We start from the raw sequence: 20,587 nt of genomic DNA, 5'->3' as shown, positions 1-20,587 counted from the left end.
ATCAAATGTTCACATAAAACACCAATGAGCGGGCGCCGCTCAAATTAACAGCTACCCGCATCAGAAATTTGTCCTGAACTTTGAGATTCTGCATGGAAGAACGAAGCTGCTCTGGTAGGGAAAGGGTCCACCCCAGAAGCTGGAAGACCCATTTGTTCTTGAATCTCTTCACCAAACACATGTCCAAGCACTTCTTCAATAGACTCCACGGGTATGACCTGAACACCTTCTAAACTCGTAAATACTTCTTGCCAATTTTCTTTCGGAATAATAACCTTTGTTACCCCTGCTTGGATAGCAGCTTCTACCTTTGCAAATACGCCCCCAATGGCTTTTACCTTACCATGAATGCTTACTTCGCCAGTCATCGCAATGTGATTGTCTATAGGGACACCTTTCATCGCAGATACAATCGCCGTCGCCATTGAAATTCCGGCAGAAGGACCGTCGATAGGTGTGCCGCCTGGGAAATTGATGTGCAAATCATAGCTCGCCGGGTCAAAGCCAATATATTTAAGAACCGTCAGCACATTTTCAACAGATCCTTTGGCCATACTTTTCCGTCTTAACGTGCGAGATCCTCCGCCTATTTCTTCCTCATCGACTACACCCGTAATGTTAAAACTCCCTTGTCCCTTTGCTGCCCGCACGGCTGTCACTTCGATTTCAAGCAACGTTCCCATATTCGGACCGTATACCGCTAGCCCATTAACAGCGCCAATTTGAGGCTTATCAGGTATTTTCTGATTCGGACGAGGCTGAATTTGACTGCTGTTTGCGACCCATTCTAAATCTGCAGCAATTAATATGTCTCGTTTCTCCGTTAGAGCCAGCCCTGCAGCCAGTTGAATCATATTGACGGCTTCACGGCCATTTGTCGCATATTTCTTCACCACATCTACAACTTCAGCAGATGGATGAAAACCGATCTTTTGAATAGCATCCTCGGCTATTTTGCCAATTTCATCAGGAAGCAGCGGCCTAAAAAAGATTTCCATACAGCGTGAACGAATGGCAGCCGGTATTTCTTGAGGTGATCTCGTTGTCGCACCCACTAAACGGAAATCTGCCGGGAGCCCATTTTGAAAAATATCATGAATATAGGCGGGAGTGTTGTTGTCTTCGGAATTGTAGTACGCACTTTCCAAAAATACTTTGCGATCCTCCAGCACTTTTAATAATTTATTCATTTGAATGGAATGCAATTCACCAATTTCATCGATAAACAGTAGTCCCCCATGCGCCTTCGTCACCGCACCCGGCTTAGGCTGAGGGATACCTGCTACCCCCATAGCACCTGCTCCCTGATATATTGGATCGTGCACTGAGCCGATCAGTGGATCGGCAATCCCACGTTCATCAAATCGTGCTGTTGTTGCATCAATTTCTGTAAACTTGGCATCTATTTTAAATGGAGACGAAGGGTTTTTCTTGGCTTCTTCCAGAACAACTCTAGCTGCTGCTGTTTTCCCCACTCCTGGAGGACCGTAAATGATAACATGCTGCGGGTTGCTGCTGCATAGTGCTGCTTTCAGCGCACGCAGTCCATCCTTTTGACCTACGATATCCTCTAACGAGGAAGGGCGCGTCTTCTCCGCAAGCGGCTTCGTTAACGAAATAGAGCGCAGTTTCCTTAGTTTTTCCAGTTCTTTACGAGATTCACGGTCGACCGCTGTACGGTTCGTCTTCTGACTCCGCAGCAAATTCCAAAAGTACATGCCGATAACAATGCCAAAAAATAAATTAATCAACATAATAACAATGCTGATTTCCATTTGTGTTCATCCTCCCATTTCACCGAAAATAAATATTCACGTTAATACATGGTAGTATAGCCTTTTCACAGAACCATAAACGCGGATATTTTCAGTTTTTAACAGGAACACATTTGTTTGCCTTTATGAACTGTTCCAAATAAAAAACTGCAAGACGAAAGCTTTGCTTTCTGCTTGCAGTTCTAACATACACGATATTAATGAGCACTTTGATGTTTTTTGCGTCCTGGAATTTCGCCAGTTGCTTCATAAACTCTAACAATCTCGTCAATTTCTTTCTTCAATTCGTCAACCATTTCAGCCTCAGGCACTTTACGGATCATTTCTCCATAACGGAACAGGAGACCTTCACCACGAGCACCCGCAATCCCGATGTCGGCTTCGCGCGCTTCACCAGGACCGTTAACAGCACAGCCAAGTACCGATACTTTAATCGGAACTTTGAGCTTGGAAATATAGTCTTCCACTTCATTCGCAATGGAGAACAGGTCAATATCAAGTCGTCCGCATGTCGGACACGATACAAGCGTCGCCGCATTCGTAATCAGACCGAAAGTTTTGAGCAGTTCTCTAGCAACCTTCACTTCTTCAACTGGGTCTGCACTGAGCGAGATCCGAAGCGTGTTGCCGATACCCATAGACAGCAAAGCTCCGATCCCTGCAGCGCTTTTGATCGTACCTGAATGCAGTGTACCTGCTTCCGTAATCCCTAAGTGAAGCGGATAAGGAATCACTTCAGCAGCTTTGGTGTAAGCAGCAATAGCCATAGGTACATCAGAAGCTTTAAGAGATACGATAATATCGTGGAAATCTAATTCTTCCAATATGCCGATATGATAAAGCGCACTTTCAACCATCGCTTCCGGTGTTGGATAACCGTATTTCTCAAGCAAATGATTTTCGAGCGAACCTGCATTAACACCGATTCGAATCGGAATACCGTGTGCTTTACATGCTTTAACGACCTCTTCCACTTTCTCACGGCGGCCAATGTTGCCTGGATTGATGCGAACTTTATCAATACCGTTCTCGATAGCTAGAAGCGCAAGCTTATAGTTGAAGTGAATATCAGCAACGAGCGGAATGTGAATTCGTTTCTTAATTTCTTTGATCGCAGCTGCCGCTTCTTCATTGTTAACCGTGACACGGACAATTTGACAGCCTGCTTCTTCGAGTCTTAGAATTTCAGCAACCGTCGCTTCTACATCCGCTGTTTTTGTCGTACACATACTTTGGATAATGACTTCGTTATTTCCGCCAATCGTTAAATTACCTACTTTAACAGGTCGTGTATCTTTTCTATGGTACATAGTCTCTTTTCTCCCCCATAAAGCCAAAGCTCCACCCTTTGCTGCCTGTTCTTTCTCTACAGAAAGACGTTCATCAACGAGTGGAGAATTGACCATTCATTTCAAGGGACGCGTAAGATGTTACGCGCTCTCTTCTTGCTTTTTACCCTTTTTAGGCTGTAGTTCAGGAATGATTTTATCTTCAACGACCTTCTCCGTAATGACACATTTCGTAATATCATCACGAGACGGTACCTCATACATGACTTCCAACATAATTCCTTCAATAATTGCACGAAGTCCGCGAGCACCCGTATTCCGCTTAATGGCTTCGCGAGCGATGGCTTCAAGCGCTTTCGGTTCGAATTCCAAGCTCACATTATCAAGCTCTAGCAGTTTTTGGTACTGCTTCACAAGTGCATTTCTTGGCTCCGTCAAAATACGTACAAGCGTCTTCTCATCAAGCGGTTCTAGAGTCGATATGACTGGAAGACGACCTACAAACTCTGGGATAAGTCCAAATTTCAGCAAATCTTCTGGAAGCGCCATGGACAAATATTCGCCTGCTTTAAGCTCTTTTTGTCCTTCGTTTGCTGCGTTAAAGCCGATTACTTTTTTACCAATACGACGTTTAATGATTTGCTCAAGGCCGTCGAAAGCACCGCCGACAATAAACAAAATGTTCGTCGTATCAATTTGAATGAATTCTTGATGCGGATGTTTACGGCCGCCTTGCGGTGGAACAGAAGCGACTGTACCTTCTAAAATTTTCAGAAGTGCTTGTTGAACACCTTCACCAGACACATCGCGTGTGATCGATGGATTCTCAGATTTACGCGCTACTTTATCGATTTCATCGATATAAATAATGCCGCGTTCTGCTTTTTCGACATCATAATCCGCCGCTTGAATCAGTTTAAGCAAAATGTTCTCAACGTCTTCACCAACGTAACCAGCTTCAGTCAAAGATGTAGCATCCGCAATCGCAAATGGCACGTTAAGAATTTTGGCCATCGTTTGCGCAAGAAGTGTTTTACCGGAACCGGTAGGTCCGATCAACATAATGTTACTCTTTTGCAACTCTACATCTTCAATTTTGCTCTGACTGTTAATCCGTTTGTAGTGGTTATATACGGCAACAGAGAGAGATTTCTTCGCTTGTTCTTGACCAATAACATATTGATCTAGAATGTCTCTAATCTCTTTTGGCTTCGGAATATCTTTGAGATCTAGCTCTTCTTCATGACCGAGCTCTTCTTCGACGATTTCCGTGCATAATTCGATACATTCATCACATATATAAACACCAGGTCCTGCAACAAGTTTGCGAACCTGTTCTTGAGATTTACCGCAGAAAGAGCATTTGAGCTGCCCTTTTTCATCGCTAAATTTAAACATATTTACACCCCTTTAAGATTAATGGGCCTTGTAAGAACTTTGTCAATTAAACCATACTCTTTGGCTTCTTCAGCACTCATAAAGTAGTCGCGGTCCGTATCGCGCTCAATTTTTTCAAGAGGCTGTCCAGTCCGTTCTACATATATTTGATTGAGTTTTTGTTTCGTTTTAATGATCCAGTCTGCATGAATTTTAATGTCCGCCGCCTGACCTTGCACGCCGCCAAGCGGTTGGTGAATCATCACTTCACTATTAGGCAGTGCATAGCGTTTACCAGGTGCCCCCGCAGTTAACAGCAGCGATCCCATGCTTGCAGCCATCCCTACACAAATAGTGGAAACATCCGGCTTAATATATTGCATCGTATCGTATATACCCATCCCTGCTGTTACAGAGCCGCCCGGTGAATTGATATATAAATGAATATCCTTCTCCGGATCTTCTGCAGCCAGAAATAATAGTTGTGCAATAACGAGATTGGCTACTTCATCATCAATGGCATTACTAAGAAAAATAATTCGATCTTTGAGCAATCTCGAATAGATATCGTAAGATCTTTCGCCTCTGCTGGTTTGTTCTACAACATAAGGTATCAGATTCATGTGACCAACCTCATTTCATAAAGTTCTAAAGGCTACAAGTGTATTCTAACATGTTAAACGGTCAATGTCATTTTTCAAGTGACGATCGCATTACTACAATGTATGACCTGAAGTTAGAAATATTAAGGCGATTTATGTACCTTCTATTTAGGTAAAAATAAGGCACGCAATAAATATACGTGCCTTATCCTTTGTCAGTTGCATTGGGAGCAACAAAATTGTTAATTTTAGTATGTCGTGATGAATTATTTGCTTTCTGCAGCTACTTCTTTACTGTTTTCAATCAAGAATGCAACTGTTTTGCGAAGCATTGTTTCTTCACGAAGGCTGTCCAAAGATCCATTGGCAGCCAGGATGCTGCGGATTTCATCTTTAGAACGTCTGTATTGTTCAGCCATTTTTTCGAGCTCTTGTTCCACTTCTTCATCAGTAACTTGAATGTTCTCTTCTTTAGCAATTTGTTCAAGAACAAGGTTGTTACGAACGCGTTTTTCAGCGTCATCTTTCATTTGTTCTTCCAAATCAGCCTCTGTTTGACCAGAGAATCCGAGGAACATTTCAAGGTTCATACCTTGCGTGCGAAGACGGTTGTTGAAATCACGCATCATGTTTTTAACTTCGCTCTTGATCATTGCTTCTGGAATTTCAACTTCTGCATTTTCAGAAGCTTTATCCACGACAATGCCTTCGCGAACTGCTTCGGCTTCTTCTTTTTTGCGTTCAGCAAGTTGTTTTTTCAAATCTGCTTTGAACTCTTCTAAAGTATCGAATTCGCTAACGTCTTTTGCAAATTCGTCATCAAGTGCTGGAAGTTGTTTGCGTTTGATTTCATGCAACTTCACTTTGAATACAGCTTGTCTGCCTGCAAGTTCTTCAGCATGGTAAGTTTCAGGGAATGTTACTTCAATATCTTTAGAGTCGCCTGTTGACATACCAACAACTTGTTCTTCAAAACCTGGGATGAAGCTTCCAGAACCAAGTTCTAATGAATGACGCTCAGCTTTACCACCTTCAAAAGCGACGCCGTCAACATAGCCGTCAAAATCGATTACAGCAATGTCGCCGTTTTTAGCTGGCTCATCATCTACAACAACCAATTCTGCGTGACGTTGTTGCAGACGTTCAAGCTCTGCGTTCAACTCTTCTTCCGTTACTTCTGTGCTTTGTGCAGGTACTTCAAGGCCTTTGTATTGACCAAGTTTTACTTCAGGCTTCACAGTAACTTTTGCTTTGAATTTAAGCGGTTCACCTTTCGCGAACTGTTCAACATCTACTTCAGGGCTGTCTACAGGGAAAATGCCTGTTTGGTCAACAGCTTCTGTGTATGCTTCTGGCAACAAGATGTCTAGGGCATCTTGGTACAGACTTTCTACACCAAATTTTGCTTCAAAAATAGCACGTGGAACTTTACCTTTACGGAATCCAGGTACATTTACATTTTTAATGACTTTGTTAAAAGCCTTATCAAGTGCTGCAGATACACGATCCGCATCCACTTCAACTTCAAGAACACCAAGGTTCTTCTCTATTTTTTCCCAGCTTGCTTTCATTTTATGCCTTCCCCTCCAAAATATTTCACATAGCTAATTATCATGTATCGTTCAGAATAACCACTACATTATATACAACTTCCAATCATTTTTGCAAGGGTAAAGCCCTGCCATCAGGACAGGGAAAACGTTTCCTATTTTTTTACCCTTTTGGACTTCCAGAAATAAATATTTTCATCGCACGATATGCATGTTCAAACTGAAAACGAAGCGAGTCAGTTATCCCATACAAACTGCGAATTTCTTCGCTTTGAATGTCTCCGCTTACAGATTCCGACACAGTTTGATGCAGAGCCGCTGCCCATATATCAATCATATAATCTTCTTCACTTAACATAGAGCGATAGTTGGCAGTTCCATAAGAAGCCATTACAAACTGCATCCACATTTCCTGCGCAAAATAAAACAGTGCTGGCTCATGAATCTCAGTCTGATCTGCAACCCTCTCAAGAATACGCACAATTCCCATCGGGAACTCACCCGGCTCAAGAGGGACACTCTCAACTTCAACTTCAACTTGCTCCTGACCACGAAAGAAGGTTACGACCCCATTCATTCCCCGTCTCTTCAATGTTTGCAAAATACGAAATTGAATAAGCGGATGTACACTTCTGTTATCTAACCACTTTATAAGAGCATCATCAACTTCAGGTTGATCAATATAGGCGAGCTGTTCCAAAGCAAGCAACGCTTGATCGGAGAACGGCTCTTCCATAACTGCGCGAAGCAGTTTATCCGCATACTCCCCATCTTGAGCGAGCTTTGATTGAACATGCCGACGAGTAAGCTCTTGCTCACTCCAGTCATCCTCGTCTTCTTCACGATTGGAGGCGTGTCCTTCTTCCTGCGGAAAACTCGTTTTGAGCCAATCACGCAGTGCTGCCCACTCTTCATAATGGCGCTCATCTTGTCCTTGAAACTTAAGCAACAATTCAAGGAGCGATATTGCCTCTCCATAACGTTCCGTTTCCAGCATTCGTGTCAACTGAATTTGATAATAATCCAGCGTCTTTGGAAAAAGGACTACGTTGTCTCCTATAGAATTAGAGTCTTTGATGAGGGCACCTCCTTTCTTCCGTTGCCTCAATTAATTGTTGATTATAGCATACCTGTCATAAAAGATAAAAATCTGCTCGATCCAAATCAGAAAAAATAGTTGATTTGTGTTTTGTGCTGTGATAAAATCATTTTTGCTTCGATTTTTTCATGTCCCGGTAGCTCAGCTGGATAGAGCATGCGCCTTCTAAGCGCACGGTCGGGGGTTCGAATCCCTCCCGGGACGCCATTTAGCATACATATCACCTCGCTATAGGCGGGGGTTTTTTATCACAAAACGCGGACTTATATTTTTCTCATCACCCTTTGAAAAATAATAAGCAAGGCGTTATAATAATTGATGTATCTTTTTATACATATATAATATGTCCCGGTAGCTCAGCTGGATAGAGCATGCGCCTTCTAAGCGCACGGTCAGGGGTTCGAATCCCTTCCGGGACGCCATTTAACGTACATAAAAAGCCTCGCGGTTAGCGAGGTTTTTTTGTTGCACGATAGAAATTGGAAGAAACATCTTGTCTATAGTAAAACATTAATGTAAAGTAATATATTAATATAAAAGACATATTATAGTAATTAAACAATTTGCCATAAACTCCTTTCACTTCTTAAGTTCTTACATACCGCACTTCTAGTTCTTTTTCACACATCTACTGCACAGATCAGCACCAACGCTGCACCATGTCTTACCTTTAAATTGACCGAGGTTCAATTTCATCCTTTACCTGGCTACATACTACCATTCTAATTATTCTTAGCCACTCATATTATCGCCGAAAGAGGTGTTTACATGAGCCGTCCCCTATTAGAAATAAAGGAGCTACACACGCATTTTTTCACAGATCGAGGTGAAATTCCAGCTGTTGACGGAGTTGATCTGTACATTAACAAGGGTGAAGTGCTCGGTGTTGTAGGTGAGTCTGGATGCGGTAAGAGTGTTACCTCCCTATCCATTCTAAAACTGATCCCGCAGCCTCCAGGTAAAATTGTTCATGGTTCGATTTCTTTTAAAGGGCAAGATATTGTCTCTTTAAATGAAAGAGATATGCGTAAAATACGCGGAAATGCCATTTCTATGATCTTTCAGGAACCTATGACCTCTTTAAATCCACTGTTCACGATTGGCGATCAAATTATGGAGACGATTCGTCTTCACCGAGGATTCACTAAAAAAGAAGCAAAAGCTCATGCCATTGAGATGCTAATAAAAGTAGGAATTCCTCGTCCCGAGTCCATTATCCAGGAGTATCCTCACCAGTTGTCTGGAGGAATGCGGCAAAGAGTCATGATTGCGATGGCCATTTCGTGTAATCCCGAGCTGCTGATCGCCGATGAACCTACGACGGCGCTTGATGTAACTATTCAAGCACAAATTTTGGACCTTATACGCCATCTTAATGAAGAGCAAGGAACATCCGTCATGCTAATTACGCACGATCTCGGTGTCGTAGCAGAGATGTGCCACCGTGTCGTCATTATGTATGCTGGTAAAGTTGTCGAAGAAGGGTCCGTTTACGATATTTTCAAAAACCCATTGCACCCTTACACTCAAGGATTAATTCAGTCTGTACCAAGAATGAAAGAATCACGCGATCGTCTCTATGCTATACCAGGCAACGTCCCAGTTCTCGGGACCGAGATGAAAGGTTGCCGTTTTGCACCTCGCTGTCCTTACGCGATGCCGAAATGTGCCGAAGCACTTCCACAATTAGTAGAGCAAGAAGCAAATCATAGCTGTAGATGTTGGCTGCACGAGACGGCAGAGGAGGATGCGGTATGACAGAAACACTGCTTGAGGTCCGTAATTTAAAGAAATATTATCCGATACAAAAAGGATTGCTCGGAAGAACACAAGGCTACGTTAAAGCCGTGGACGACATTTCCTTCTCCATCAAGAAAGGGGAAACCTTCGGTCTCGTAGGTGAAAGCGGTTGCGGCAAATCTACAACGGGACGCTCACTTCTACGTTTAATTGAACCTAGTAGCGGTCAAATTTTATTTGAAGGAGAAGACATTACCAAACTGTCGCAAGCAGAAATGCGCAAAAGACGTAAAGAAATGCAAATCGTCTTTCAAGATCCGTATTCTTCTCTCGATCCAAAACATACGGTTCAGCGCATTTTAGAGGAACCTTTAATCGTTCATGGGGTAAAAAGTTCAGCCGAGCGTCAAAAAACGATTGCTCAGTTAATTGATGTCGTCGGGCTTACGAAGGCTCACTTAAGCCGGTATCCGCACCAATTTTCCGGCGGTCAGCGGCAGCGAATCGGTATTGCAAGGGCTCTTGCACTGAAGCCTAAGCTAATCGTCGCAGACGAACCCGTATCTGCACTTGATGTATCCATCCAATCACAAGTCATCAATTTACTTAAGGATTTACAACGCGAATTTGGATTGACCTACATATTTATCGCACATGACCTAAGCGTTGTTAAACATATCAGCGACCGTGTCGCCGTCATGTATTTAGGAAGAATTGTGGAGATCGCTACCAAGGATAAGCTGTACGCTGAGCCGCAGCATCCATACACACAGGCACTATTGTCCGCTGTCCCCGAGCCAGACCCTGAAGCGAAACGTGAACGGATCCTGCTCAAGGGGGAAGTGCCTAGTCCCGCTAATGCGCCTATCGGATGTGCTTTTCATACGAGATGTCCGGCAGCCATGGATATTTGCAAAACAGAGCGTCCAGTTTTGAAAGAAACGTCAGATGGTCATCTGAACGCTTGCCATTTGTATAGCTAGCGCTCTTTTTTAGCGGAGCTAACTATAAACAAAGTTTAAAGGGGAGGAAAACAAAAGATGAAAAAATGGTTAAATGGGCTTGTTATGTTATCTCTCGCATCTGTGTTAGTTCTAGCAGGCTGCGGAGGGTCCAAAGGACAGAATACGGCAGGCACAACAGAAACAAAGACTGGAGATCAAGGTACTACCACGGAAACAAAAACGGAGCCGCCAGCAACAACTGCTCAAGATACGCTGATTTTTGGTCGCGGCGGCGATTCTGCAGCACTTGATCCTGCTATTGTGACTGACGGCGAGTCGCTCAAAATCGGGCATCAAATATTTGACTCTCTTTTAGAATATAAGGAAGGTACTACTGAAGTTGAGCCTGCTCTTGCTGAGAGCTGGGAAGTTTCGGCTGATGGCTTGAAGTACACTTTCAAACTCCGCCAAGGCGTTAAATTCCATGATGGTACAGACTTTAATGCTGATGCTGTCGTCTTTAACTTCAATCGTTGGAGCGATCCAAAGAGCCCTTACAAGTTTGAAGGTGACTCCTTTGACTATTATGATTCAATGTTCGGTCCTGATGGTGCACGAGTTATAAAAGAAGTGAAAGCTGTGGATGCAAACACAGTAGAATTTACATTGAACCAACCACAGGCACCATTTTTGCAAAATATAGCGATGACATGCTTTGGTATCGCCAGTCCTAAAGCGATTCAAGACAAGAAAGAAAACTTCAAAAATGAACCTGTTGGTACAGGTCCATTCGTATTCAAAGAGTGGAAACGCAATGACTCGATTACACTGGAGAAAAACCCTAACTACTGGAAGCAAGGATTGCCTAAACTTAATAAAGTTATTGTACGTTCGATCCCTGATAACTCAGCTCGTTTCAACGCGCTGCAAAATGGCGAAATTGATGTGATGGAAGATCTAAATCCAGATGATTTGAAAACACTCGAAGGCAACAGCGCGCTCCAAAAAATTACTAGACCTCCGTTCAACGTAGCGTATCTTGGATTTAACTTGAAGAAAAAACCTTTTGACAATGTCAAAGTAAGACAGGCGTTAAATTATGCAGTCAACAAACAAGGAATTATCGATGCATTCTTTGGCGGGCAAGCAACTCCTGCTGTGAATCCAATGCCTCCTTCACTCTGGGGTTATAACGACAGCGTTAAAGACTATGAATACGATCTGGACAAAGCAAAATCTTTGCTCGCTGAAGCAGGATATCCAAACGGCTTTGAGATAACTTTCTATGCAATGCCAGTATCTCGCCCATACATGCCAGACGGCAAAAAAGTAGCTGAAGCCATTCAAGCTGATTTCGAGAAAATTGGGGTAAAAGTAAAAATTGAATCTCCAGACTGGGCAACTTACCTCGATGATACGAAAGTCGGCGACAAAGATGATATTTATATGCTTGGCTGGACGGGTGATAACGGGGATCCAGACAACTTCCTGTACGCATTGCTCGATAAAGATTCCATTCCAGGCAACAACCGCAGCTTCTACGTCAATGAAGATCTTCACAAAATTTTAATTGAAGCGCAAAAAGAGAACGACCAAAATAAACGTTCTGATCTCTATAAACAAGCACAAGAAATTATTAAACAAGACGCACCTTGGATTCCGCTCGTTCACACTACACCGCTGCTTGCAGCGAAAGCGAATCTGAAAGGTTATGTACCATCCCCAACAGGTTCAGAGTCATACGCTAACATTTATTTTGAATAGCAGTTTGCAACATAAATTACACCTATGGCAGGTGAACCTCTATTGAGCTCATATTTAATGAAACGAATAATTATTCTACTACCGGTTCTGCTGGGAATGACGATTATTGTATTTTCAATTATACACGCCATTCCCGGCGACCCTGCCGAAACGATTCTAGGGCAGAAAGCGACAGAACAGTCTAAACAGGCGTTACGCGAACAGCTTGGCTTAGATAAACCTTGGCCTCAGCAATATGTAGCATATTTATCAAAATTATTGCATGGAGATCTGGGTACTTCCATTCGAACAAAGGTACCCATTGCTAAGGAAATTGTCCCTTATTTAGCGGCAACTTTAGAGCTGACGATTGCCAGCATGTTATTCGCCATCATTATTGGGGTAAATGCAGGCATTGTAAGCGCGTGGAAGCAAAATTCTTGGTTTGATTATGTCAGTATGATCATTGCGCTCATTGGGGTATCGATGCCGATCTTTTGGCTAGGCTTGATGGAACAATGGATTTTCTCAATTAAGCTGCACTGGCTTCCTACCATTGGACGTATGAATCAACGCGATCCCGTCGAGGCCGTAACCAATTTATATGTCATCGATGCCATTATTTCAGGAAGATGGGATCAACTATGGACCGTCATTAAGCATCTCATTCTGCCAAGTGTCGCACTGGGTACGATTCCGATGGCGATTATTGCTCGTATGACCCGCTCCAGTATGCTGGAAGTGATGAACTCCGATTTTATTCGGACTGCAAAAGCCAAGGGGCTGTCACAGTTTTGGGTCGTATATAAGCATGCATTAAAGAACGCACTTATTCCAGTACTGACTGTAATTGGACTGCAGACAGGCTCTCTGCTTGGGGGAGCTGTTCTCACGGAAACGATCTTTGCTTGGCCTGGAGTCGGGCGCTATATTTATGAAGCGATTAGCTCGAGGGATTATCCGGTGATTCAATCCGGCATATTGATTATTGCTTTTATATTTGTTCTCATTAATTTAATAGTGGATTTGCTCTATGCACTCATTGATCCACGCATTCATTACAAGTAAGGGGTGAGCTCATGGCACAAGTAACCGTGAATGTCAGTAAACCAGCAGTTCCAGCAGAACAACCCGGACCTTGGCGTGATGCGTGGAGAGCCTTTCGAAAAAATAAAAATGCTGTAATCGGATGCGTTCTTATTATTGTATTTATGATAATTGCAATTATTGCACCGTTCATTGCTCCATTTGATTACAAAGAGCAGGCACTGCTTGAGCGGCTTAAACCGCCTTCAAGCACTCACTGGTTCGGCACAGATGATCTTGGCCGCGACTTGTTCAGCCGAACCATATACGGCGCACGAATCTCGCTGTGGGTCGGTTTCTTCTCGGTCATCGGTTCGATCATCTTCGGAACTATTCTTGGCGTTTTAGCCGGCTATTATGGCAAATGGATAGATATGATCATTTCACGTCTATTCGATATTTTGCTCGCTTTCCCAAGCATATTGCTAGCTATTGCCATCGTTGCCATATTAGGTCCGTCACTGCAAAATGCGCTTTATGCGATTGCAATTGTTAACATTCCAACGTACGGCAGGCTTATACGAGCTAAAGTGCTCAGCCTGAAATCGGAAGAATACATTACGGCGGCTCGCGCGATTGGAATGAAGAACAACCGTATTCTCATTAGCCACATTTTGCCGAACAGCATTACACCGATTATCGTGCAAGGAACGCTCGGCATTGCTACCGCAATTATTGAAGCTGCAGCTCTAGGATTTCTAGGTCTTGGAGCACAGCCCCCTGAGCCGGAATGGGGTAAGATGCTGTCTGACTCCCGTCAGTTTATTCAAACAGCACCATGGACAGTTATCTTTCCCGGGGTGTCCATCATGTTTACTGTCCTCGCCTTTAATCTGCTCGGGGACGGACTTCGGGATATTCTGGACCCGAGGATGAAGAACTAAAATGACAAGCGACTGTTTCCTAATATTTAACGGAAACAGCCGCTTGTTTGTTTTACATCATCACTTATTGCCCGTTTTCCACGGATTTTTCTCTCCGGGATGTTTCGCATTTTTGTTAAGCACTTCTTCTGCAAAGCCATCGTTGTGCAAGTAGCTGTTACCTTTGTTTTTCTTGTACTTGTTCGCCATTGACAAATACACCTCCCTTTATAGTATGGGTGAGATGAGGTTGCCATATGAACGCCAACAAATACCTATGAACCTGCGGTCTAACGGTCTACCCAAGTCTTTTCGCGAGCACAGAGGTCAAGTCACCAAAGGCTAATAAATTTTGTTTAAACAATTCCTCTTCTGCATCCGCCGTCGTTACATTACTCGACTCGAACGCCTCACTTGTCACATCTTCAAAAGCAGTATGGTAGTTGTTATCATACCAATCGGTTACTAAATTGGCATCGCTGCGTACGATCCGCATCAAATCGTATCCTTGGCCAAGGTTAGAGCGTGCAATGTAAACAAGAAGCGGCTTATCCCCTTCATTTCCTGGATGCACTTCAACTTCAGCACAAGGAACTCCATCCACTTCAGCTAACCTGCGAAATTTCACATCTTTAATCTGATACAATCGCAATCTCTCCTCACAAATATATTTGGACTTAACATGGCCATTACTCCAAAATTTTTAACTCCTCAATCTGCCTGCGCGTCTTTAACGTACCCAGCTCATAAATAAGGTGATACACTTGATTCACGGTATCCTGCAGTTTTCCGTTTACAATATGTTCAGGCGAGTTAGGCCAAGGGAATACATAATCTGCAAATCCATCTTCTTCTGTCTCCTGTATCTGACCTAACCAATACCTTAAATCCTCTGCCTGTTCATCTGTTGCTTCTATTTCCCATTCGTATTCTGCACTTTCGGGGTTCTGAAGTATAGAGCGGCCAATGACCGATACAAAGTATAACCTCTTGTCATCACTCATTTAGTCTCCCCCCTTCTCTACGGCATATGTGCGTACAATCTCCTCTGACTATAGTTTTCGTTTAAGGACAGACATTTTATGCCTTAGTTCGGCATATATCTGTTATCACTTTGACGAATCAAATAAAAAGTTGCTCAACAAAGGATATAGAGAGGATGAACAGTCATGTGCGGTATAACCGGTTTTATTCAGTGGAATCGGGATTTAACACAAGATTCTGAACTGCTGCTCGAGATGACGGAAAGTTTGGGACATAGAGGGCCAGACGCTTCGGGAACATGGATTTCAGGTCCGTGCGCTTTTGGTCACCGTCGTCTTAGTGTCATGGATCCCGAGAACGGAGCACAGCCAATGATCACCTATCAAGAGGACTCCGTCTATTCTATTGTGTATAACGGAGAAATATATAATGCGCCAGAACTAAGACGCGAGCTCATACATCGCGGATATCACTTTCGCACCCACTGTGATACAGAAGTGCTGTTACAGTCTTATGTAGAGTGGGGTCCAGATTGCCTTGACCGCTTAAACGGAATTTTTGCATTTGGTATTTGGGATAGTATGAAAGAGCATGTATTTTTTGCTCGTGATCGGCTTGGGGTCAAACCGTTATTTTATAGTCATATAGAGGATACGTTTATTTTCGGTTCGGAGCCGAAGGCGCTATTAGCTCACCCAAAAGTAGAGCCTGTCGTCGGAGCAGAGGGGCTCGCAGAAATTTTCATCGTAGGTCCAGCGAGAACTCCTGGTCATGGTGTGTATGAGTCAATCAAAGAGCTTCGGGCAGGTCATGCGATGATTTACAGTCGCAGCGGATTAAAAACATACGCTTACTGGTCCTTGGAAAGCGCTCCGCACGAAGATGATGCAGAGCATACCGCATCCCGCCTTAGAGAGTTACTGCAAGATACAGCAGAGCGGCAGCTCATATCCGATGTTCCCGTCTGCTCCTTGCTGTCAGGAGGACTTGATTCGAGCGCACTATCTGCGCTTGCCGCCGATTATTACAACCGAACAGGACAAGGACAGATGAGTACGTATTCAGTTGATTACGTAGACAACGACAGACATTTCAAAACTCATTCTTTTCAACCTGACGCGGATACACCTTGGATTAAACGGATGGTAGAGGAACTGAACACCGATCATCACTGGATTCAATTCGACACCCCTGAGCTCGTAGAATCACTATATGCATCGACCCAGGCCAGAGACATGCCAGGCATGGCTGATGTGGATGGCTCTTTGTATTTATTTTGCAAGGAAATCAAAAAAGGGGCGACTGTCGCCATATCGGGTGAAGCTGCTGATGAAATTTTTGGCGGATATCCGTGGTTTCATCGCGAGGAGCTGCTGAATTCTGGTACATTCCCATGGTCCACAGCGCCAGATATGCGAGCTAGCCTGTTATCTCCTGAAATAAGAGAATGGATTTCTCCTCTAGATTATATTGGAGACCGTTATAGTCAAGCCGTAGCAGAGGTACCTAAATTAGATGGAGAAACGAAGCAGCAAGCGAAAATGAGAGTGATGTCATATCTTAATATTACCCGCTTCATGCCCACTTTACTGGACCGTAAAGATCGAATGAGTATGGCTGTTGGTCTCGAAGTACGCGTTCCATACTGCGATCATCGGCTTGTTCAATATGTGTGGAACATTCCATGGGAAATTAAAACGTTTGGTGGACGAGAAAAAGGCATTTTACGTAAAGCATTAGAAGGTGTACTTCCAGAAGACGTTTTATATCGCAAAAAGAGCCCCTATCCGAAAACACACAATCCTTCCTATCTTGCAGCGGTTAAACAGCAATTACTCGACATTCTAGATGATCCAACATCCCCGCTGCTTCCGCTCATTGATGCTTCCAAAATTCGTGAAATTGCGTCATCAGAAGGTGCTTCTTCTCATCTGCCTTGGTTTGGTCAGTTGATGTCAGGACCTCAACTCTTTGCTTATTTGTCACAAGTAAATGCTTGGCTGAAAAATTATCACGTCACCATTCGGTAATTAACTAGAACGGCCATCAAATTAAATATAAAGACGGTTATTCTGCTAATATTAGTCAAGAATAACCGTCTTATACTTATTGCTTATTATTAGATAATTTGACTACGAGTTCTCTTAATGCGGCGCCCCGGTGGCTGATTGCTTGTTTCTCCTCGAGGGTTAATTGTGCCATCGTTTTCTCAAACTGAGGCAAATAAAACAGCGGGTCATATCCAAAACCTCCATCGCCTGCAGGTTCGGATGTAATCCATCCCTCTACGGAGCCAAAGGCTTCGATACTTTGTTTCGTATTCGGATCGTATACAACTAACGAACAGACGAAACTCGCTGTACTGAGTAAAGGCTGCTCTGTATCTTCCCCTTCGCTCAGTCGTTTAAGCTCTGATAGCAGCTTAGCATTGTTATCAGCATCCGATGCACCTTCCCCGGCATATCTCGCAGAATATACGCCAGGTGCACCGTCTAGCTTATCGACACATAGACCCGAATCATCGGCTAGAACCGGCAGACCGAGCGCGTCACCAACCGTTTTTGCTTTTTTCAAGGCATTCTCTGCAAAGGTTGTACCATCTTCCACTACCTCTGGCAGGCCTTGATAATCGTACATACTGCGAACCTCTTTGCCAAGCGGTGCTAACGCATGCGCAAACTCCTTAACTTTCCCTTTATTTCTCGTCGCAACAATAACTACGGAATCCAGTTTCATTTACACACTCGCTCCCGCCTGTCCTGAAGAGATTTTCAGCGCAATCTCACCAAGGGCATCTTTTTGTATTTGGATGATTTCCGCAATTCCTTGCTCCGCAAGTTTAAGAAGCTCGTTCATTTCTTCACGTGAAAATGGGCTCTCTTCGCCTGTTCCTTGAACTTCTACGAATTTACCGTTTCCGGTCATTACGACGTTCATATCAACCTTAGCTTTGGAATCTTCATCATAATTCAAATCCAGCATAGGTTTCTCACTTACTACACCTACACTCACTGATGCTAGAAAATCGCTAATTGGAAAACGTGCCAAATTGTGCTGCTGCACAATTTTATTAATCGCGATCGCCATCGCAACGAATGCACCGGAGATTGAAGTCGTTCTCGTGCCGCCGTCCGCTTGAATTACGTCACAGTCAATCGTGATCGTACGTTCACCGAGTGCTTGTAAATCAACGACAGAACGAAGCGCTCTACCGATGAGACGCTGAATTTCCATGGTCCGTCCGCTTAGTTTACCTCTTGCTGATTCACGCTGATTGCGGCTTTGCGTTGCACGCGGCAGCATGGAATATTCCGCAGTGACCCAGCCCTTTCCTTGACCCTTCATAAATGCCGGAACCTTCTCATCGACGGTTGCTGTACAAATAACCTTTGTATCACCGACCTCGATGAATACAGAACCTTCCGCATATTTATTCGTGTTTGTCGTAATTTTAATAGGTCTGAGCTGATCCGCCGCATTGCGTCCATTTGATCTCATCTGTTTTGCCTCCTACATTTGTAAAGCTGACATTGTTGTAAACCCTATTCTATCAAAGAATTGGTACAAAATCACTTATTTAGCATTCGAATCATATTCATTACAGTGGTATTTCATTAATAAGTTCGGGTCTTGATACCGGCTTACTGTACTTTGCATCATCTGTACCCACAATATTCGTCTGTCCATTGAACTCAATCTGCACCTTCTGTGAAGAGGAATTTTCAGTAACGGTTAGAACAACGGATTGCAGCATTTCAGCCGGAATTTTATCGCCCTTGTCAAACATATCATCGTTTAATGCGACCGTGACAGTTCCATTCTCTTCTTTGACAAAATCAAGTGAGGTGCCCGAAGTCATGACTTGATTTAGTTTATACTGATCATCTGGTCCATGAATAAGCTCTTCGATCGCCGCAGTGACTTTATCACTTCCCGATTGTACGAGGCGGGTCACAGGAACGTAATACTGGATACCCCCAGACGTTGCTGCTGAGAAATATACCGTTACTGGACTCGTTTGCGTGAAATTAACCCCTTGTTTCACTTCAAGATTGATACCCATAGCGCGAGTGAGCGGTCTTGTGAGCGGCGTCCCATCCACAGGCATCTCGTTTAACTTCTGTCCATCTACCCAAATTTGCACCTTCTCAATGTCGGAGTAACTTGTTAGAGTATAGGTGAGTGCCTCTAATATTTTGCGCTCATCGCTCTTCTTGTAATTGGTAAAAGCCTTATTAAATTCGACAATCGCCAGCTTATCATCCTTCTTCGTGCTAATCCCTTTTACTTCGGTTCCTTTCGGAAATACACCGGAAAAACCTTCAGGCAATAATTTGCTGTAAGGCCCATCAATGACAAGCGTCTCAAGAGCTTTCTTCGCAATTTGATTGTCTTCATCAAGCGGAAGTTTCAGAGTAATAGGAGCTAAATATCCTTCGTCGCTCCTCAAATATACCGTCGTTCTTTTTACCCGGTCCATACTTATATCCGCGTCCGTTCCATTCCCAGCTTCTTGCATCATTTGAGACTCAACTCCAGGCGGGGGCGGATCAATCTGCTTCGATTGTTGTGAACCTGGGCTGCAAGCAGAAAGCAGTAATGGGATAATGATCAGACCACCTGCAATTCTATTCCGAACTTTCATCAGTTTCGTCATTCCTCCCTACAATTTTGTGCAGTTTGTACTACTATGTATACGAGCCCTTCTTTAAAAAATAACTATTTTTTAAGGCAGCTGGACAAACTGGAGTTATCCGTTGTTCATAGCGTACTTATCATTAGAAATATGAGGTGAGGATAAAATGGACCGCAATAACATGGATCAAACAAAAGAGTTAGGAAATACACCGTACAGTTTAAACAGTGAAAAAGTGGCTCAGGCGACAAAAGAGTGGCTACATAAACGCGGAGTTAAAATTGAGGAAATTGCAGAACTTGTCATGTTTTTACAGAAGCAATACTTCCCTGAACTGAAGATGGAGGAGTGCATTCACAATGTTGAAATGGTACTTAGTAAAAGGGAAGTGCAAAACGCTGTACTCACGGGTATACAGTTAGACCTTCTTGCAGAGGAAGGAAAGTTGCTGTCTCCCCTGCAGGAGATGGTAGAGAACGACGAAGGGCTCTATGGCGTAGATGAAATACTCGCCTTCTCCATTGTCAACGTATACGGGAGCATCGGATTTACGAACTATGGATATATCGACAAATTAAAACCTGGTGTATTAAAAAGGCTGAATGATAAGAACGATGATCCGATTCATACGTTTCTCGATGATATCGTGGGAGCAGTGGCCGCCGCTGCCAGCAGCCGGATCGCACATCGCAAACAGGCGCAGCGAGAAGCGGAGCTTCATCATCGGGCAGCGGTTGACCATGTTGAAGAATAAGTGTATATGAATGCAAAGAAGGAAGAAGCATGACGCTTTGAACTGCACCTTATAAAGTAGACAGTTTAATAAAAAGAGATGCTGCTATCTACGCAGCGATGAGATGACTTCGGTAAGCTGCCGGAGTCATCTTTTTTAAGTTCCA

At 43.6% G+C, this 20,587-nt stretch carries 19 protein-coding genes and 2 tRNA genes; 9 read left to right on the top strand and 12 right to left on the bottom strand.

Annotated features, from left to right (window positions below; translation table 11 throughout):
* Positions 1 to 44 precede the first annotated feature (44 nt).
* The 6 genes from lonB to J2Z20_RS15735 all read right to left on the bottom strand — a co-directional run bounded on the left by lonB (position 45) and on the right by J2Z20_RS15735 (position 7,590).
* Complete coding sequence (gene lonB / locus J2Z20_RS15760) at positions 45 to 1,775, bottom strand: ATP-dependent protease LonB (protein ID WP_209852524.1); 1,731 nt, start codon at positions 1,773 to 1,775, stop codon at positions 45 to 47.
* A 197-nt stretch (positions 1,776 to 1,972) separates the two neighbouring features.
* Positions 1,973 to 3,085, bottom strand: coding sequence for a flavodoxin-dependent (E)-4-hydroxy-3-methylbut-2-enyl-diphosphate synthase (ispG, locus tag J2Z20_RS15755; RefSeq protein WP_209852522.1), 1,113 nt, complete (start codon positions 3,083 to 3,085; stop codon positions 1,973 to 1,975).
* A gap of 120 nt (positions 3,086 to 3,205) precedes the next feature.
* A complete protein-coding gene (gene clpX / locus J2Z20_RS15750; RefSeq protein ID WP_209852519.1) occupies positions 3,206 to 4,462 on the bottom strand; it encodes an ATP-dependent protease ATP-binding subunit ClpX in 1,257 nt (418 codons plus the stop codon).
* A 2-nt stretch (positions 4,463 to 4,464) separates the two neighbouring features.
* Positions 4,465 to 5,064: an ATP-dependent Clp endopeptidase proteolytic subunit ClpP gene (gene clpP, locus J2Z20_RS15745; RefSeq protein ID WP_209852516.1), complete on the bottom strand. Its 600-nt coding sequence runs from the start codon at positions 5,062 to 5,064 to the stop codon at positions 4,465 to 4,467.
* A 245-nt stretch (positions 5,065 to 5,309) separates the two neighbouring features.
* On the bottom strand, positions 5,310 to 6,614 hold the full coding sequence (gene tig / locus J2Z20_RS15740) for a trigger factor (protein WP_209852513.1): 1,305 nt from the start codon (positions 6,612 to 6,614) through the stop codon (positions 5,310 to 5,312).
* A 142-nt stretch (positions 6,615 to 6,756) separates the two neighbouring features.
* Positions 6,757 to 7,590, bottom strand: a complete 834-nt coding sequence (locus J2Z20_RS15735; RefSeq protein ID WP_245252465.1) for a hypothetical protein — start codon at positions 7,588 to 7,590, stop codon at positions 6,757 to 6,759.
* A gap of 232 nt (positions 7,591 to 7,822) precedes the next feature.
* On the opposite strand from J2Z20_RS15735, the gene J2Z20_RS15730 reads away from it, so the two are divergent.
* The 7 genes from J2Z20_RS15730 (at position 7,823) to nikC (ending at position 14,089) form a co-directional block, all read left to right on the top strand.
* Positions 7,823 to 7,899, top strand: a tRNA-Arg gene (locus J2Z20_RS15730).
* 138 nt (positions 7,900 to 8,037) lie between these two features.
* Positions 8,038 to 8,114 (top strand) — tRNA-Arg (locus J2Z20_RS15725).
* Positions 8,115 to 8,460: 346 nt separating this feature from the next.
* Complete coding sequence (locus J2Z20_RS15720; protein ID WP_209852508.1) at positions 8,461 to 9,450, top strand: ABC transporter ATP-binding protein; 990 nt, start codon at positions 8,461 to 8,463, stop codon at positions 9,448 to 9,450.
* A complete protein-coding gene (locus tag J2Z20_RS15715; RefSeq protein WP_209852505.1) occupies positions 9,447 to 10,415 on the top strand; it encodes an ABC transporter ATP-binding protein in 969 nt (322 codons plus the stop codon). The genes J2Z20_RS15720 and J2Z20_RS15715 overlap by 4 nt, the downstream gene beginning before the upstream one ends.
* A gap of 57 nt (positions 10,416 to 10,472) precedes the next feature.
* On the top strand, positions 10,473 to 12,140 hold the full coding sequence (locus tag J2Z20_RS15710) for an ABC transporter substrate-binding protein (protein WP_209852502.1): 1,668 nt from the start codon (positions 10,473 to 10,475) through the stop codon (positions 12,138 to 12,140).
* 42 nt (positions 12,141 to 12,182) lie between these two features.
* The gene (locus J2Z20_RS15705) at positions 12,183 to 13,187 is read left to right on the top strand and encodes an ABC transporter permease (protein WP_209852499.1); all 1,005 of its coding nucleotides are present in this window, start codon (positions 12,183 to 12,185) and stop codon (positions 13,185 to 13,187) included.
* Positions 13,188 to 13,198: 11 nt separating this feature from the next.
* Positions 13,199 to 14,089: a nickel transporter permease gene (gene nikC, locus J2Z20_RS15700; protein WP_209852497.1), complete on the top strand. Its 891-nt coding sequence runs from the start codon at positions 13,199 to 13,201 to the stop codon at positions 14,087 to 14,089.
* Between the two features lie 60 nt (positions 14,090 to 14,149).
* Here nikC and J2Z20_RS18175 read toward each other — a convergent pair whose 3' ends face one another.
* From J2Z20_RS18175 to J2Z20_RS15690, 3 genes are all read right to left on the bottom strand, one after another.
* Positions 14,150 to 14,278: a hypothetical protein gene (locus tag J2Z20_RS18175; protein ID WP_280921777.1), complete on the bottom strand. Its 129-nt coding sequence runs from the start codon at positions 14,276 to 14,278 to the stop codon at positions 14,150 to 14,152.
* Positions 14,279 to 14,366: 88 nt separating this feature from the next.
* Positions 14,367 to 14,714 carry a hypothetical protein gene (locus J2Z20_RS15695; RefSeq protein ID WP_209852494.1) on the bottom strand — a complete coding sequence of 116 codons (348 nt, stop codon included), beginning with the start codon at positions 14,712 to 14,714 and terminating at the stop codon, positions 14,367 to 14,369.
* 43 nt (positions 14,715 to 14,757) lie between these two features.
* Entirely contained in the window at positions 14,758 to 15,072 is a 315-nt protein-coding gene (locus tag J2Z20_RS15690; protein ID WP_209852491.1) for a hypothetical protein, read from the bottom strand.
* Between the two features lie 165 nt (positions 15,073 to 15,237).
* Here J2Z20_RS15690 and asnB point away from each other — a divergent pair, with 165 nt between their 5' ends.
* On the top strand, positions 15,238 to 17,082 hold the full coding sequence (gene asnB, locus J2Z20_RS15685) for an asparagine synthase (glutamine-hydrolyzing) (protein ID WP_209852488.1): 1,845 nt from the start codon (positions 15,238 to 15,240) through the stop codon (positions 17,080 to 17,082).
* 76 nt (positions 17,083 to 17,158) lie between these two features.
* Here the strand turns inward: asnB and J2Z20_RS15680 are convergent, their stop codons facing one another.
* The 3 genes from J2Z20_RS15680 to J2Z20_RS15670 all read right to left on the bottom strand — a co-directional run bounded on the left by J2Z20_RS15680 (position 17,159) and on the right by J2Z20_RS15670 (position 19,709).
* Positions 17,159 to 17,788 carry an XTP/dITP diphosphatase gene (locus J2Z20_RS15680; RefSeq protein ID WP_209852485.1) on the bottom strand — a complete coding sequence of 210 codons (630 nt, stop codon included), beginning with the start codon at positions 17,786 to 17,788 and terminating at the stop codon, positions 17,159 to 17,161.
* Complete coding sequence (rph, locus tag J2Z20_RS15675; protein ID WP_209852482.1) at positions 17,789 to 18,550, bottom strand: ribonuclease PH; 762 nt, start codon at positions 18,548 to 18,550, stop codon at positions 17,789 to 17,791. It abuts the gene before it with no gap.
* Positions 18,551 to 18,650: 100 nt separating this feature from the next.
* Complete coding sequence (locus tag J2Z20_RS15670; protein WP_209852479.1) at positions 18,651 to 19,709, bottom strand: GerMN domain-containing protein; 1,059 nt, start codon at positions 19,707 to 19,709, stop codon at positions 18,651 to 18,653.
* 145 nt (positions 19,710 to 19,854) lie between these two features.
* On the opposite strand from J2Z20_RS15670, the gene J2Z20_RS15665 reads away from it, so the two are divergent.
* Positions 19,855 to 20,442: a phosphatidylglycerophosphatase A family protein gene (locus J2Z20_RS15665; protein ID WP_415640041.1), complete on the top strand. Its 588-nt coding sequence runs from the start codon at positions 19,855 to 19,857 to the stop codon at positions 20,440 to 20,442.
* The last annotated feature ends 145 nt before the right edge of the window (positions 20,443 to 20,587 follow it).

Source organism: Paenibacillus sediminis (assembly GCF_017873765.1).
Taxonomy (GTDB): Bacteria; Bacillota; Bacilli; order Paenibacillales; family Paenibacillaceae; genus Paenibacillus_AG; species Paenibacillus_AG sediminis.
This window is presented reverse-complemented; position numbering and strand designations above follow the sequence as displayed.

What these genes read in the sequence shown, in the direction of transcription:
- J2Z20_RS15715 (WP_209852505.1), top strand. Translation starts at nt 9,447, where the DNA reads ATGACAGAAACACTGCTTGAGGTCCGTAATTTAAAGAAATATTATCCG.
- J2Z20_RS15690 (WP_209852491.1), bottom strand. Translation starts at nt 15,072, where the DNA reads ATGAGTGATGACAAGAGGTTATACTTTGTATCGGTCATTGGCCGCTCT.
- J2Z20_RS15670 (WP_209852479.1), bottom strand. Translation starts at nt 19,709, where the DNA reads ATGACGAAACTGATGAAAGTTCGGAATAGAATTGCAGGTGGTCTGATC.
- ispG (WP_209852522.1), bottom strand. Translation starts at nt 3,085, where the DNA reads ATGTACCATAGAAAAGATACACGACCTGTTAAAGTAGGTAATTTAACG.
- J2Z20_RS15710 (WP_209852502.1), top strand. Translation starts at nt 10,473, where the DNA reads ATGAAAAAATGGTTAAATGGGCTTGTTATGTTATCTCTCGCATCTGTG.
- lonB (WP_209852524.1), bottom strand. Translation starts at nt 1,775, where the DNA reads ATGGAAATCAGCATTGTTATTATGTTGATTAATTTATTTTTTGGCATT.
- J2Z20_RS15720 (WP_209852508.1), top strand. Translation starts at nt 8,461, where the DNA reads ATGAGCCGTCCCCTATTAGAAATAAAGGAGCTACACACGCATTTTTTC.
- asnB (WP_209852488.1), top strand. Translation starts at nt 15,238, where the DNA reads ATGTGCGGTATAACCGGTTTTATTCAGTGGAATCGGGATTTAACACAA.
- J2Z20_RS18175 (WP_280921777.1), bottom strand. Translation starts at nt 14,278, where the DNA reads ATGGCGAACAAGTACAAGAAAAACAAAGGTAACAGCTACTTGCACAAC.
- clpP (WP_209852516.1), bottom strand. Translation starts at nt 5,064, where the DNA reads ATGAATCTGATACCTTATGTTGTAGAACAAACCAGCAGAGGCGAAAGA.
- nikC (WP_209852497.1), top strand. Translation starts at nt 13,199, where the DNA reads ATGGCACAAGTAACCGTGAATGTCAGTAAACCAGCAGTTCCAGCAGAA.
- J2Z20_RS15665 (WP_415640041.1), top strand. Translation starts at nt 19,855, where the DNA reads ATGGACCGCAATAACATGGATCAAACAAAAGAGTTAGGAAATACACCG.
- clpX (WP_209852519.1), bottom strand. Translation starts at nt 4,462, where the DNA reads ATGTTTAAATTTAGCGATGAAAAAGGGCAGCTCAAATGCTCTTTCTGC.
- tig (WP_209852513.1), bottom strand. Translation starts at nt 6,614, where the DNA reads ATGAAAGCAAGCTGGGAAAAAATAGAGAAGAACCTTGGTGTTCTTGAA.
- rph (WP_209852482.1), bottom strand. Translation starts at nt 18,550, where the DNA reads ATGAGATCAAATGGACGCAATGCGGCGGATCAGCTCAGACCTATTAAA.
- J2Z20_RS15680 (WP_209852485.1), bottom strand. Translation starts at nt 17,788, where the DNA reads ATGAAACTGGATTCCGTAGTTATTGTTGCGACGAGAAATAAAGGGAAA.
- J2Z20_RS15735 (WP_245252465.1), bottom strand. Translation starts at nt 7,590, where the DNA reads ATGCTGGAAACGGAACGTTATGGAGAGGCAATATCGCTCCTTGAATTG.